Source organism: Desulfosporosinus meridiei DSM 13257, assembly GCF_000231385.2.
In the GTDB taxonomy this organism is placed as follows: Bacteria; Bacillota; Desulfitobacteriia; order Desulfitobacteriales; family Desulfitobacteriaceae; genus Desulfosporosinus; species Desulfosporosinus meridiei.
Map to the genome: position 1 here is coordinate 154821 of NC_018515.1, position 13827 is coordinate 168647.

16 protein-coding genes are annotated in these 13827 nt (G+C 36.6%); 13 read left to right on the forward strand and 3 right to left on the reverse strand.

Annotated elements, in window-relative coordinates:
• Positions 1–101 precede the first annotated feature (101 nt).
• The 7 genes from DESMER_RS00780 (at position 102) to DESMER_RS00810 (ending at position 7527) form a co-directional block, all read left to right on the forward strand.
• On the forward strand, positions 102–548 hold the full coding sequence (locus DESMER_RS00780) for a DUF4829 domain-containing protein (protein WP_042333231.1): 447 nt from the start codon (positions 102–104) through the stop codon (positions 546–548).
• Between the two features lie 453 nt (positions 549–1001).
• Positions 1002–1724: an Abi-alpha family protein gene (locus DESMER_RS00785; protein ID WP_014901157.1), complete on the forward strand. Its 723-nt coding sequence runs from the start codon at positions 1002–1004 to the stop codon at positions 1722–1724.
• A gap of 188 nt (positions 1725–1912) precedes the next feature.
• Positions 1913–2413 carry a hypothetical protein gene (locus DESMER_RS00790; protein WP_014901158.1) on the forward strand — a complete coding sequence of 167 codons (501 nt, stop codon included), beginning with the start codon at positions 1913–1915 and terminating at the stop codon, positions 2411–2413.
• A 344-nt stretch (positions 2414–2757) separates the two neighbouring features.
• The gene (locus DESMER_RS00795) at positions 2758–4365 is read left to right on the forward strand and encodes a hypothetical protein (protein ID WP_014901159.1); all 1608 of its coding nucleotides are present in this window, start codon (positions 2758–2760) and stop codon (positions 4363–4365) included.
• Between the two features lie 266 nt (positions 4366–4631).
• On the forward strand, positions 4632–5603 hold the full coding sequence (locus DESMER_RS00800; protein WP_014901160.1) for a DUF3658 domain-containing protein: 972 nt from the start codon (positions 4632–4634) through the stop codon (positions 5601–5603).
• A 681-nt stretch (positions 5604–6284) separates the two neighbouring features.
• The gene (locus DESMER_RS00805) at positions 6285–6953 is read left to right on the forward strand and encodes a DUF3786 domain-containing protein (protein ID WP_014901161.1); all 669 of its coding nucleotides are present in this window, start codon (positions 6285–6287) and stop codon (positions 6951–6953) included.
• Positions 6954–7149: 196 nt separating this feature from the next.
• Complete coding sequence (locus DESMER_RS00810; RefSeq protein WP_014901162.1) at positions 7150–7527, forward strand: PH domain-containing protein; 378 nt, start codon at positions 7150–7152, stop codon at positions 7525–7527.
• A 47-nt stretch (positions 7528–7574) separates the two neighbouring features.
• Here DESMER_RS00810 and DESMER_RS24605 read toward each other — a convergent pair whose 3' ends face one another.
• Positions 7575–7700: a hypothetical protein gene (locus DESMER_RS24605; RefSeq protein WP_014901163.1), complete on the reverse strand. Its 126-nt coding sequence runs from the start codon at positions 7698–7700 to the stop codon at positions 7575–7577.
• Between the two features lie 511 nt (positions 7701–8211).
• On the opposite strand from DESMER_RS24605, the gene DESMER_RS23885 reads away from it, so the two are divergent.
• Both DESMER_RS23885 and DESMER_RS00815 read left to right on the forward strand, forming a co-directional pair.
• On the forward strand, positions 8212–8379 hold the full coding sequence (locus DESMER_RS23885; RefSeq protein WP_014901164.1) for a hypothetical protein: 168 nt from the start codon (positions 8212–8214) through the stop codon (positions 8377–8379).
• Positions 8380–8812: 433 nt separating this feature from the next.
• Complete coding sequence (locus tag DESMER_RS00815) at positions 8813–9244, forward strand: hypothetical protein (RefSeq protein WP_014901165.1); 432 nt, start codon at positions 8813–8815, stop codon at positions 9242–9244.
• Positions 9245–9305: 61 nt separating this feature from the next.
• On the opposite strand, the gene DESMER_RS00820 is transcribed toward DESMER_RS00815, so the two are convergent.
• Positions 9306–10067: a DUF4367 domain-containing protein gene (locus tag DESMER_RS00820; RefSeq protein WP_014901166.1), complete on the reverse strand. Its 762-nt coding sequence runs from the start codon at positions 10065–10067 to the stop codon at positions 9306–9308.
• Positions 10034–10594, reverse strand: coding sequence for an RNA polymerase sigma factor (locus tag DESMER_RS00825; RefSeq protein ID WP_014901167.1), 561 nt, complete (start codon positions 10592–10594; stop codon positions 10034–10036). Before DESMER_RS00825 ends, DESMER_RS00820 begins: the two co-directional genes overlap by 34 nt.
• A 212-nt stretch (positions 10595–10806) precedes the next feature.
• Here DESMER_RS00825 and DESMER_RS00830 point away from each other — a divergent pair, with 212 nt between their 5' ends.
• From DESMER_RS00830 to DESMER_RS00845, 4 genes are all read left to right on the forward strand, one after another.
• Positions 10807–11592: a hypothetical protein gene (locus DESMER_RS00830; RefSeq protein WP_014901168.1), complete on the forward strand. Its 786-nt coding sequence runs from the start codon at positions 10807–10809 to the stop codon at positions 11590–11592.
• A 358-nt stretch (positions 11593–11950) separates the two neighbouring features.
• Positions 11951–12403, forward strand: coding sequence for a hypothetical protein (locus DESMER_RS00835; protein ID WP_014901169.1), 453 nt, complete (start codon positions 11951–11953; stop codon positions 12401–12403).
• A gap of 223 nt (positions 12404–12626) precedes the next feature.
• Positions 12627–12908 carry a DUF5316 family protein gene (locus tag DESMER_RS00840; protein ID WP_014901170.1) on the forward strand — a complete coding sequence of 94 codons (282 nt, stop codon included), beginning with the start codon at positions 12627–12629 and terminating at the stop codon, positions 12906–12908.
• A 450-nt stretch (positions 12909–13358) separates the two neighbouring features.
• Positions 13359–13766: a GNAT family N-acetyltransferase gene (locus tag DESMER_RS00845; RefSeq protein WP_014901171.1), complete on the forward strand. Its 408-nt coding sequence runs from the start codon at positions 13359–13361 to the stop codon at positions 13764–13766.
• The last annotated feature ends 61 nt before the right edge of the window (positions 13767–13827 follow it).

The following is a 13827-nucleotide window of genomic DNA, read 5'->3' on the forward strand; positions in this document are numbered from 1 at the left end:
ACGATAGAGATGTCGTAAACACATCTGTAATCACGAGTACTTACGACACCTTGTCGAGAAAAAGACGTTATGTGAAACTGTTCTATCGGGGAGGTATTAAAGTGAAAGAAATACTGGGGTTAGTTTTAGCGGTTATAGTGTTAATTTCGGGTTGCGGATCCAATACTAATTCGGTAAAGAAAACAGATTTATCGAACTTGACCCCCACCCCCACCCAAATAGTCGAAACTTATTACAATAGTATTGCTACTGGTGATTATTCGACGGCTAAAAATTGCTTGTCTGATGAAATTGTTCAGCAGTATGTAAACTACCCCGATTCAGACTTCACAAATATCAAGAAGTTAACCGACATAAAAGTCAGTGTTGCAGCTCCAATCAAACTTCACGGGAAGAATTTTGATGAGGTCCAGGTTACAGCCAAATATGTTGCAGAGTATAAAAAGGTAATGACGTCTGACAACGGAAAACAGGTTAGGTTTATTTATGTAGCTAAAAAGGAAAAAGATTCTCCATGGAAGATCATTAGTATTGGAACAGGGCCATAACCCAATTTAGATAATGTAAAAGCTTATAAAGGGAAAATACTTGTGCCTGTCTTATAAGGGAACAGCTTCACATAACATAAAAGATTTGCGATGTTCAAAGCTAAGAATTAATGACTGATGACAAAAACTCCTGCTAAGGCTAATTAGCAGAAGTACCGATAAGGACGCGAATGTCTATAATGTGAAGTTGAGAGATCAATTAAAAAGGACATTAGAGAGTCTAAACCTCCGGCCCGCTACCCTAAAGCAGTCGTTTGCAAAGTGATTTACATTTAGTTCCTCAATGTTAACAACCAGTTTTCGGCTAGGATTATTACCGACATGTATCGTACACCCTATGGAATTGGAGGGATCTGCGACAGGTGTCGGTAATACATCATTAAGTGAAATTAGTCGCAGGATGCCACGCGTCCATGCGTGGCTTATGTTTATTCATTAAGGAGGATATTTTGGATGAATGATTTAACGGGACTAGGAAAGGTAGCAGAATCTGTTGATTCTGTTACAAAAGAGTTAAGACAGTTAATCTATGAGTTTCTTTCACCGGGAACAAAAGGAGCGGGAGAGTATATAGCAGATAAGGTTCGCTATTTAAGATTTATGAAGTCAGTAAGAGCCATGCAGAAAGCCAAAGTGATTTTGGAATCTATGGGAGTTGATAATGTACATATAGAACTACGAAATTTAGTTCCATTGATTGAGAAGTGTTCTCTTGAAGAAGATGATACACTTATTGACAAATGGGCCAATTTAATTGCAAGTGCAGTTGTTGATAAAAGTTTTAGTCCTTCGTATATCAGTATATTATCCTCATTAAGCCCAATTGAAAGTTTAGTGTTAGATTCTATAAGTAGGAATAGTCGTCCAATAATGAAAATGGGAATTTACCAGTATTATGGTGTCGAATTACATATTCTAGTTGATAAATCTAATTGTGTAAGAGCAGATTTGGTGGGGGTTTTAAGTAATTTGGAGAGGTTAGGTCTAATCTTAAGAGTTTTTGAAAATGAACCAGCACTAATGTTTGGAAACCCTCCAATTGGAACAATGCAAAGTGAGTTAATAGGACTAACTCCTTTAGGTGGTCGCTTTATATTGGCATGCGACCGTAAACTAGAAGTTGGAAATGGTATTCCTCATATAGATTTGTCTATTCTATCTACTGAAGTGATATAAGGAATATTCATGGACTGCCGTCCATGGCAGCTCTGAATTTTGGGGCGACTAACTTCACTTAACTTCAATGTTCTCAGCACTAGAGGATGATGCAAGCGGTTAGGACGCGCCGAGAACAACCGTCCGTTATATGACAGAGCGCGATGCATGTATTCCTTTTAGGTAAATTAAGAAAGGGGAGATTCTTTGTGAGAGATTTGATTAATCAGACACGCTTAGGCATTAGGTCTAATCTTTACTACTTGTCACTTTATGGTGCACTAGCTTTACCAGATATATGTGGTGCACTCAGCTCAGCAAATGGACAAGCATCAGGAGAAAAGTATAAAAAGTGGTTTGATAAGTATGTTGGAGAGAAGTATGAGGGATTTTTAGATGGGGAAGACTGCTATTTCTTTAGATGTTCATTATTACACCAAGGAAGTTCGCAACATCCAAAAAATACTTATGGAAGGTACATCTTTATTGAGCCTTCTGCATCAGGGGGGAATATCTTTCATTGCAATGTGTTAAATGATGCATTAAATATTGATGTTAGAGTTTTCTGTGAAGACATTCTAGCAGGTGCAGAAACATGGCTAGCAGAAGCAGAAAAAGATGAACAATTTGTTAAAAATTTTACCAAATTTATGAGAAGATACGAAAACGGTCTTGCCCCATACATTGTTGGCCTTCCAGTAATATCATAGCAGTTACAATTCTAGTCATTCTATGGGGACGCGCTCCATCATGCGAAGCCGCCCCCGTCCTGACGCGGCTCGCACAAGTAGTTCAAGAATCTTCAGATTCGAAGTTCAATTGATTTTATAATAGTAATTAGGCTAATAATTGGAAGTTCCAATAAAACTGTCTTAAGAATTAATAGGATAATCCTCGAAACTGGGGGGTATCCAATTTGGGTCAGGCCTTATGTAGGTTTGACCCTTATAGTTTGCCGAACATAATGCGTCTAGAAAAAGAAGGATTCCAGAAATAGGGTCAGGAATAAGTCGTTAGGCAAATTTAAATTCTAAAAAAATAGAGCGGGGGCATTATGAATATTGATGTAATAATAAATAAAGAGAATTATTCCGTTGAGAAAACGATAGAAAAGATTATTGGACTATTGTGTGAATATGAATATAGTGAAGTAATGAAATTATTTGCATACACAAATATTAAACTTAATTCAGAAGCTGCTAAATCATCTGGTTACATGGTATCACCAAAATTGACGAGAAATGTACCATTTATTTATGTTACAAAGGCATCTAGTGGACATAAAAAAATAGATAATATTGATCAGCTATTTGAACAATATTCAAATTTATTGGATGAGTTGTCAAAATGCTATACAAATATTGTAGATTTCAGTAGACAAGACAGTTTTCATAAATCTTATATAAGTTATCATTTTGATTTTCCTACTATTTCTATTCGTCAATATTTTAACTTTTTCTTTACGAATCGAGAAATTTTAGGAAAAATATATAACCTTAAGAATGATGAGTATGTTGTTAGGTTGATTCATACCCTATTTTTGTTAATTAATTTTGAAAGAGCATGGAATAAAAATTTTAAATCAAGCCCATATGCCAATTATTTAAAATGGAAAAATATCAATAATACACTTAATTTCGAAGGTTCATCATCCATATATTATCAAATTCCTATTAATATGATTAAAAAAATATTTAAAAAATATAAAATATATGATTTAGATATTATTGATAAGATTTTCTTGAATATTTCAAATACTATAAAAACAAATAAAGTTATTTATCCAACAGAAGTTAACAAGCTCTATCCACAATATTTTGGTTTAAGAAATAATAATTCTATAGTTTTTATGAGAAACTTTAATGTTTTGAATAGTATTTATGAATTTATTTTAAGTAGTAAAGAGTTTAATGATCATAATAAAGGAATTTATCTTGAAAAAAGAACACAATTATTATTAGAATATGTATTTGGAAAAAATAATGTATTCTATAAGGTTTACGATGAGTATGGTGCTGAAAACGATTTTATTATATTACACCAGGAATATATTATTTCAGTGGAATGCAAGGCTACGAGGTTTGCTGAGCCTTTCTTCGATGAAAGAAAAGCACATACGCGACTTGTTCAAAATTTCAAAAAGACGATTCAAAAGGCATATGATCAATCTGAGAGAATTGTTAAAAATTTCGATAATGGCAAAATGAAGTTTTATGATAGTGATAAAAAAGAGAAACGAAATGTAGTTTTAGATTTATCTAATTTTAATTTTGATAAATTTCAGAGTATCGTAGTAACTCTTGAAAAATATCATACATTAGGGACGGAATTGCAAATTTCAATTACACAAACAAAATATATTAATTTACCGCTCGTTATTGATATAAATTCATTTGAAATATTACTGAATAAATGTACCTTATCTTATAATACAGCTAAATTTATCGAGTATTTGGATAGGCGTTCAGAGTTTTATGGATTTGTTTATCCAACTAATGCTGACGAATTAGATTGTTTTGGTTACTTTCTAAACTATGGAAACATCATAAAAGATTCTGTTACTGGTTTATCTATAATAATTGGATCAGGTTATTCATCATTTGTAACTGACTTTCTGGAAATTGACAATTATATGATCTTCAACGAGTTGTATGGAATTTGAACATCACCTTAAAGATTGTTCATGACATCGGGTAAGTAATTATTTTGAGCAAGCCCGTCGTTGTTAGCCATCAAAATTTTATAAGAAAACAACGCTCGACTTCTGATGATAACAATGGTTGCAATATTTTTACTGTGTTTAGTAATTCTTCTTATAAACTGACCTTCGCATTATCCATATACTGGTAGGCTAAAAATGCGAAGTTACCCAGAATTATTCAAGGACAATCGATATATAAGCAAATATGGATATGAGAGGAGGAGAATATGATTGAAATAGTATTTAGCGATAGTGCCTGTGGAAGTCTTAAAGTAGCACAGCACTATGGCGAGGGGAAATATCAAGGTGGATGTATTGGCGTTGGTATTAGTCATGCGGATGGAAGCAAGCCAACCAAAGAGGAAGTTGAAGCTGTCCGACGAGAAGCAGAGGAAAAGGCACGCTTAGCATGGGAGAGTGCTGTCCCCTTAGGTGGAAAGACAGCAGACATCTATGGATTAAACTTAATGCTAAGCGTCGGAGATATTTCCGAGAATCAGCCCGGTATCAGGCGGAAGCAGACTTTGGAACACTTATACAGCGTTTATCCGAATGACGAGGGTCATCAGGCGGCTCAGAAAATATTTAAAAGGGTAAAAGCAGATCTGAAAAGGGTTCAGGAACGCGCAGCAGAGGGAGAATCCCTTCGAATCTGGTACAGCAATCAGCCCGATGAAATGTGTGGACTCTATTGGTTCATAGGGCAGTTGAATCAGTGGAAAGTGCCTTGCAAACAGATTGCTATTGTCAAGCTTCCGGAATGGGAAGCCGACGAAAAGGGAAATATCGTGCGGAAAAGCGGCTGGGGTGAAGTTGCTCCCGAAGAATGGCATCGGTATCTTGCTTTGCAAAAGCCTGTGTTACCGGTATTTGAACAAAGCTGTGCATCTCATTGGCAAGAGCTTCAAAGGGAGAACGCACCTTTGCGGGCCACGCTGAATGGACAGTTGATCAGTGCGCCGGAAACCCTTTATGATGACTTTATCTTTCGTGAAATCGCTGCAGAAGGTGAGGAATTTCAGGAGGCAAAGGTTATCGGGCGGGTGCTTGGTAAATATCAACTTGGAATTAGTGATTCCTGGGTCGCACTCCGTATAGAAAAAATGATTCGTGAAGGAAAACTTGAGGCTGTGTCTGCGGTTGCCGAAGATACGCCAATCTATCATCGAGTGTTGAAAAAGTGTACTTACAGATTATGAGCACACTGGACATTGAAAGAAACAAGCGTCTTGCCTGCTTAGACGTCAAAGTAATCAGAACGGGAAGTTCGACCGAAACTCGTCAGTGGGATGAGTAATTTAAGTGTGAAAATATATAAGCAGTAATTTATCCTGGAGGCTACAGCAGGTTAAAAAAATGGGGAAATCGAGCATGTCCCAGAACGCGACAACGTGTCGCGTTCTGGGACATGCTCGTGCCGGCTGTCGCCTTCAGCGGGGGAATCATATGCTATGGGTAGAACCTGTCCGTTAAGTAGATTCAGTTCAATTTTAAAGACTGCAAAATGAAGTTAAGAAGGAATATGCAGCTTCTTAACTGAGGCTCCCGAAGCTTCGGCCGTCCCGTTAGCTTATGTGTGAATGTCATTTCTCTGGAGATACAGACGTGCCGGTTCACACGAGAGTTCTATCATTGCAAAAATGTTACCGCCTAATAACCAGTCTTTCAGTAGGATTCAGCAGGAGACCGGTGTCCACGAACCGTACCCCTTGTAATACATCACTGAGACAGAATGACTGCCCCTTGTCGTTTTCCTCGCTCAAAGCAAAAAGATTCCTCTAATATAGAAGGATTATGTAGTCAAGAGCAAGAATATTGGATGTTGTTATTAAATTATAAATATTAAATTAATTCAGAATGGATGGAGGTCGGATTATTCTATGACTAATAACTTTGATGAAGGTGGGTATACACCCGCATTTATTAAAAGTAGAGAGAATCTACGTAAGTTAACGCCACAAACTATTGCAGAAGGATCGCTTTGCAAATACTTAAATGGTCGCTTTATAATCGAGAGCTTTGGCGAAATAATCGAAATTTCCTATCCCGAGGGAGAAATAATCGGTCAGGATTCGAATAGCCCCTACTCCGATAATAGATTACTTCTTCTTAATTATTTGTCTTACTCTAAGAACATTCCCTTCTCCGATCAATGGGTATCTTATCGCGATTTACCTCACGGGAATGTGTTCTACCCTAGCATTAAAAGAAATGTCATCGATACTTTAGGTGATTTTTTTTCTAGCTGTAACAAAGAGGTATTGAGCCATAGTTTAGCCGAAGCGGGGTTCACCTTACTACCCGCCAAAGCCGATATTGCTGTTAAAGGCTTCTTTGCTCCAAGAATCCCTATACTTCTCTATTTCTGGGAAGGCGAAGAGGGTATACCATCTGCATGTCAGATTCTTTTCAATAGTACGATCTCAGAGCAAATGCATATGGAAGATATCTCCGCATTGTGCGGCATTATTAAAACCCAGGTTATTAGTCAATACACAAGAACAATATCAAAACTACCAAAATTTATGCAAAGTGTGATACTGAGTTGAAACGCAAAGCTATTGAAAATGCCTATCCAGATTTGATAGATAGCAATCTTCCTGATTGGAACAAAGATGTAGCATTACTTGACTGGCTTTCGAATCTCAAGTAGCTTAAAGGCGCTTAAATAATAAGTGGGGAGCATGCAGGAATCGTTAAATTATTCGCGAAATGGTTGTGTATATTTCAAAAGGGGGAGTAGAGTTGGGTTTATTAAGTGGATTATTAGGCAACGCATCAGAGGTTGACGCTCAAGCAATAGAAAAAGAACTTGAGATGATCCTTATGGAGGCAGAACAAATCCAGAAGGCATTCAAACTTATTAGGGACCTTCTAGTTTTCACCGATAAGCGTTTGATATTAGTGGATAAACAGGGGGTCACTGGTAAGAAGGTTGAGTATCACTCTATACCATACAAAAGTATTACTCATTTCAGTATTGAATCAGCGGGTCATTTTGATTTGGATGCTGAGCTGAAAGTTTGGATTTCTGGGACACATGAGCCAATCTCGAAGGAATTTAAAAAGGATAAGAATATTTATGACGTGCAAAGAACACTAGCTAAATACGTTAGCAAGTAATTTTAGTACACTTATTATCAAGTAAAGGTTGGAGGATTATCCAACCTTTACTTGTACATATGGAGAAAAACTTGATTACGAGTATCACCAGAAAATTCAGGTCGAACTTCCCGTTCTGAATTACTTTGACGTCTAAGCAGGCAAGACGCTTTTTCCCCCGACCCCTCTCCCATACCTTGCAATCCCCCTCAAAAAAGCTATAATTAGAAATAGGTGGAAATTAAAAAGTCGCCGTGACCTGAAAGTGTTAGCGCACTTCCAGGCACGCGCAGGTGAAACGGCACCTACACGTAACAGACTGTCCACGACGACATTTTTATTATACAATGCTGCCCGTTTATGCACAAGCAAGGTGCCTGTGCTGTAGGTGAAGCGAGTATAATAAGCGTCGCCAGGGAGCAGACTGTGCGGCTTCACGCAGCAGGAGATCAGCCTATTCCTGACCCAGACAGCGGAAAGGAACTGTTCGTGTACCGGTTATGCGAACCGCTTTTCTGTTCACAGCCGGTTTGCTTCCGGTTGATGGGCTCAGGTATTTAGGATTCAGCAAAAAACGAAGCATAGCGCATGTGTAGGGTAAAAAAAACCTCGCATGCGCTTTTTAATTTCCCCTATAAAAGCAGACGGCAGGACCGGGTCATGACCCGGGGCCTTGCCGCTGCTTGAAATAGGGGGTAGATTAGGATGTTGGATTATAGAAAAATGTATTTTCAGCTTGCGGCAAAAGTTGCAGATGCCATGGATATTCTTTTAAAAGCACAGCAGGAGGGAGAATCCGAATTCATGAATGAAGAGCCCGTACCGGGGCTCAAAGTCCTGGCCATTAAAGATGAAGACCATGATCCTGAATAGGGAAAGAGGATCACGCCTTGCTTACACACAATAAGTGTCAGTGGGATGATATAAGATCAACTTAATGATTTACCTGGGATTCCCCCTAAGAATACATTAAGTCCCTTCCCTCATTTTGCCGGGAAGGGACATCTTTTTACGTCTGTTCAAGGAAAATATGAACTACGAACAAACTGGGCATTGGTTATGATTAAAAGTATCGCTGCTAAAATCGAACAGCTTTTCCGCACAAAATCCGAAGAACCATCTATAAATCAACCACCTCTACAGCTTCTTACACACGTATTACATTGCCAATTTGCAGTAAAAATATTACATCTGGGCTCTATCGATAATTAAAAAAATTATATTTGCCTACCTCAATTTTTTAAATAGTTGTAACCTTTTACCCTCTTTTTTTACTCTATATTATAATAGAAAGGGGAAATGTCTAATGAAAAAACTGATACCCATACTTTTAACCGTGATCATGTTATTAGGTACCCAAGTAGCATTAGGTGCTACAGCGTCCAAACCCAGCTCAAGCGGAGTTATACGTCCCGCCGCCTTCCAAACTATCTCAGACGGCCAATGCAGTATTGTAGACAACGGGGATGGTACAATAAAGATTACTGGGTCAACCTCAACCTACTATGCAGTCGATGAAATTGGACTAAAATTGAGTCTACAGTGTTATTCTGAAGGAAAATGGACCACGTTAAGTAATTATAGTTACAATAAATACAGCACAGATTATGTTTATGGGGGAAAGGCAATTGGAGTATCGAGAGGATACAATTATAGAGTAGTTGCCCAACACTCATCATTGGATGGTGGTATGAACGAGGGCGGTCAGTCTTACTCGGATTCTATATATATTCAATAACTAAAAGAATAAGCCTTGCATTTCCTCTATATCAATAACGCCAAGGCTTATTCTTTTCATTTTATCTAATAGAGTTAGCAATCTTACAAATTTCTTCTTCATTTATCTTTCCCTTAATCTGAAGCAGCAGGCCCCTTGTTTGCCAATTGAGAGTATTAATACCGTTCTTACTCATAAATAAGGTAGCAGGGCTACCGTTGACTGACAGATCCTTAGTAACAGTATCATCCGTATCATACAGTGTTCCATGTGAAATTCCATTAGCACTGATTTGTTGGCTAAATACAATTACGTTTTCTTTTAGATTGTATTCAATAGTAATTTGACAAACATCTTTCCCTTGGGAAGCAAGGATAACTCTCCTTATATTAGCTTCATGGGGGAGGTAACTCGGAGTGGCTAACTTAAAAGGAACAGACGCTTGGGCTTCTTCTAAAGTAGCTTCCTTTTCGGTAATATCCCCTATATCCTGTACTTTCGGAGTACCAGGCTGATTGTCTTGTTTATAGGTTCTGATTTTATTATGTGTGGTTTTACCGACTATATAGTTAAAAAACTCACCTATCTTCCCCCCTAAGGCATTTGCATTATGTGGGTATAGGAAGTTTATTGAACCGATTGAAATGAGGATTATTGCCGCAACAATGACTCTTTTTCGGTTTGAGAAAAGTTTTTCTCTTGTTGGGATACTTTTTGTTTCTAATATCTGCTGCTTTATCTTCTGCCACTGATCATCTATATTTGGAACCTCAGTGGCGGCATCTAATTCTTTGGACATTTGACTTTTTATTATTCGCTCAAGTTCTTTTTCTGATAAGGCCATTGAAGCTCCACCTCCTCATTTAGGTCAATATCTTGATTTATTAGTTTTCTAAAAGCTTCCTTTGCCCTATGTAATCTAACTTTAGTATTTGATAGGTTTATACCTAATAAATCAGATATTTGCTGTAAGGTTAAGTCGGCATAATACTTTAGAACTAAGATTTGATTATCTTTATGCTTTAACTTAGTTAAGGTATTATTTATATCTTCTTTAAGTACAATATCGTCTTCTTCACTATATAAAAGAGTTTCTTTGTGAAAATCTGTCATTGGTGTAATCTTTTTGTGGTAGTTATTCTTTAACATATGTTTCGCCTCATTCAGGGCAATCGAAGTAACCCATGACGCGAAGTTATCCTTAGAATTTAATTGATTTAGTTTACTATAGGCTATTACAAACGCCTGCTGTACGGCGTCTTCCGATATGTATTTATCTTTGGTGTAGAAGTATATAGTTTTATATACTTTTTCATAATTTTGCTTAACCAGAATTTCAAATATATCTATTTTTTCACCATATAAGTCCATTATTTACTCCACCTTCCTATATAGATAATTCAAGGCATCATTACATAAACCTCCTAAATAAAAAAAAATCACATATGATGTAACCTTTTACCATGTTCTAGATCTCTATATAGAGAATGGGGGAATCTGATAGAGAGGAGGATCTGAGAGTAACTATATTTTAAGTCGTAGTCGCTAATGTCCAGGGAGAAAATTATTAAGGAGGAAAAAGTATGAAAAAGGTATTAGCCAAAATATGTTCTTTAGCGGTGATTGCACTTCTATTTACCACAAGTACAGTTAATGCGCAAGCTAAACAAACAAATGACGAACTAACTAATACGGTTATCTCGAAGAAAGTATTTAAAGAGGAAAAAGATTTACACAAATTGTTTGATAAAGCAGCAAAAGGAATATCTGATGTTCCCATGAAAGATGCCAATAAGTCAATTATTAAAAACCTTAATACATCTGAACAGGTACCATTAAATACTTTAAAAACAGTGCAGTTAATTGAATCAGAAAATTATAAGGATGGAAAAGTTAAAAATTCATATGCATTGACTTATTTTGCGGATGTTAACGAAAAAAATCTGACAGGGGAAAGTGATGAGAGTTTTAGTACTATGGGGAGTGGGAATTATGAAGAAACTCCTGATTGGGATAAAACTGGAGGAGTCAGAGCTTATGGAACTATCTATTATTTTACAGAAAACTATTCAGGAGAAATTAACAGGTGGAAAATTACTAGAGCTAAAGGCGGATGGAATTCATATGATAGTACAATAGCTATGTCTAATCGTTCTCTTGAAGCCTTAGAGTACGGATACCAAAGTAATATGGTTATACCTTTACAGTATAATGATACGACCAACCTTTCCACCAACACTTACGATATATACTACGGCTTTAACTATATTTATGAAAACGGAGACAAGATGCTTGCTACAAAAAGTAAAGTTACCTTATCAAAAGCCGGTTCATCCTGGACCTTCGAATTCGACTGTGAGCTCCCCTAAAATCCGGCAAGAAATTTTTCGCAAATATACGTAATACCAAAAATTATCTAAAATATTCCAAGCTGTTGGTTTTAACCGACAGCTCGGAATATAGTTATTGTATAATATTTGAGTGTCAAAATGTTGTTAGAAACTGTAATCTGAGTAAGGGTTGGAGTAGGACAACGCCGACCGCGACACTACGGACTATCTCTACATATGCGATGTCGGACATAATTATGGCCTTGGACTATTTCGAGGCCGTCGTCTTTGTCTTTAAATAAAAACTTAGCGCTTTTGATGATCAGTAGGCCATGACGAACGTTATGATGTTTTAAAACTGGTATTACCCCATTTTATTAAGGGAGGAAAATATTAAATGAGAAAACTAATTTACGTGCTTGCAGTTATTTTGATGGTATTATTAATTATAGGTTGTAATAAAACTTCACCTCCAGTAGATTTAAAGATAAGTCAACATTTTACTGTGATATCAGAAGATTCAAGTAAATATATTGGGCAGATAACTATACAAAATAACGCAATATATGAATTGATTCCAATGAGTGTAACTGTACAGATGAGAGTTAAGCATAAAGAGGGAATTGACCGAGTAGATTCAACTCCACTTCAGTTAGTTGCTAAAGAAATCAAAAGTGAAAAAAATAAAGAGTATGTGTATGAAGTAGAAATACCTAAGAAAGTATTCGCTGTTTACGAAAACACAGATAACAACAATATTGAAATTTGCACTAGAGGTTTATTTATGGATAAAGACGTAGTTATTCTAGATTCATTCCAAAGTAATACGGAAAGCTTAGTTAAAAACTAAATATGTCATCTCTATCCTTGTTTTCCCCCTTGGAGCTTGTGTGCTTGTTACCTACGCAATAGTGCGCAGTAGACCGTATTTAAAACGTAAAGCCAAGAATGATAATGAACTCTTACAGAAGATGGATAAACTAATCAAGTTGTAGAAAAAATCTGAACAGTGACCAACTGTACAGTATTCCTCTGATATTGCTTATTAATATTAAGAAGGAGAAAAAAGGTATATGCGTTATTTTTTGACCGGCTTAATTTTTGGTGTTCTTGGTATAATCATTTCTTTTCTTTTGCCAAACTCTGATATGGTTATGTATGCTCTGTTTATAATTGGATTCGTTCCAATCATAATATCTGGTTTAATGTCCGGGGCTTATGTGAGTGGTGATAGAGTCAGAGGGAATTATTCGGATTCTAAAGATTTTAATGAACGTTCAGGTATGTCAACCAAATTATTCTTATTCGGGATACCTTGCGTGTTGGCCGCAATAGCTGCAATTTATCTAAAATAATATATGGATTCACGAGTTGTATAAAAACAGTACCGGCGGCACATTCCGATCTACTGGTGCTGCTTTATGTAACCTTATTTATAGGACTCAAATAGTGGAAAGAATCTATCTTTACTGGATCCTACACACCTTTTGAATCGAATTTTAATAACTGCATATCATGGAGCAAACAAACATTTCGGGCCGGCCATTCGCCGCTAGTGGCGAATTGGAGTTTTGTTATTTATCCATGTAATAAGTTTTGAATTGTAAGATGATAATTTCGTCCTAAATATAGTACACTCTAAACTGGCTGAAGGGTGGATTTTACCCTTTTCGGTCTGGCAGTGGAATTTCCTTGTCAACATTGCCTTTGCTCGATTGTGGTTCGCGGTCAACAATTGTGTTTTATGTTGTTTCACCGACAAAGGAAAGAGCAATAACAAACAAATTAGATGAAAGGTTAAGAAAATGATTGAATATAAACGTGTAAAAGAATTTACAGAAGAACAACTTGAAGATTTGTTCTTATCAGTTGATTGGTTTTCAGGAAAATTCCCTGCGAAATTGAGAACAGCATTTCAAAATTCCAGCAAAGTTGTTTCGGCATGGGATGACATTAAGCTTGTAGGGCTTATTCGAGGTTTAGATGATGGTGTATGGCAGGCAACGATTGATTGTTTATTGGTAAATCCACAATATCAAGGTTATGGAATTGCTTCAACATTAGTGAATTCTTTATTGCAGGACTACAAAGATTTTCTTTACGTTGAAGTAGTTCCTGATGAAAAGAAAAATGTAAGTTTCTATCAGAAGCAGGGTTTTGAAATAATGGCGGAAGGAACACCTTTGCAATTTAAAGGCTGTGGTTGGAAATGAGATAAATTCCAGTTTATAGATAAGATTAGGAGCGAAGCCCTAGAATGTTTGGAAAGAGTGT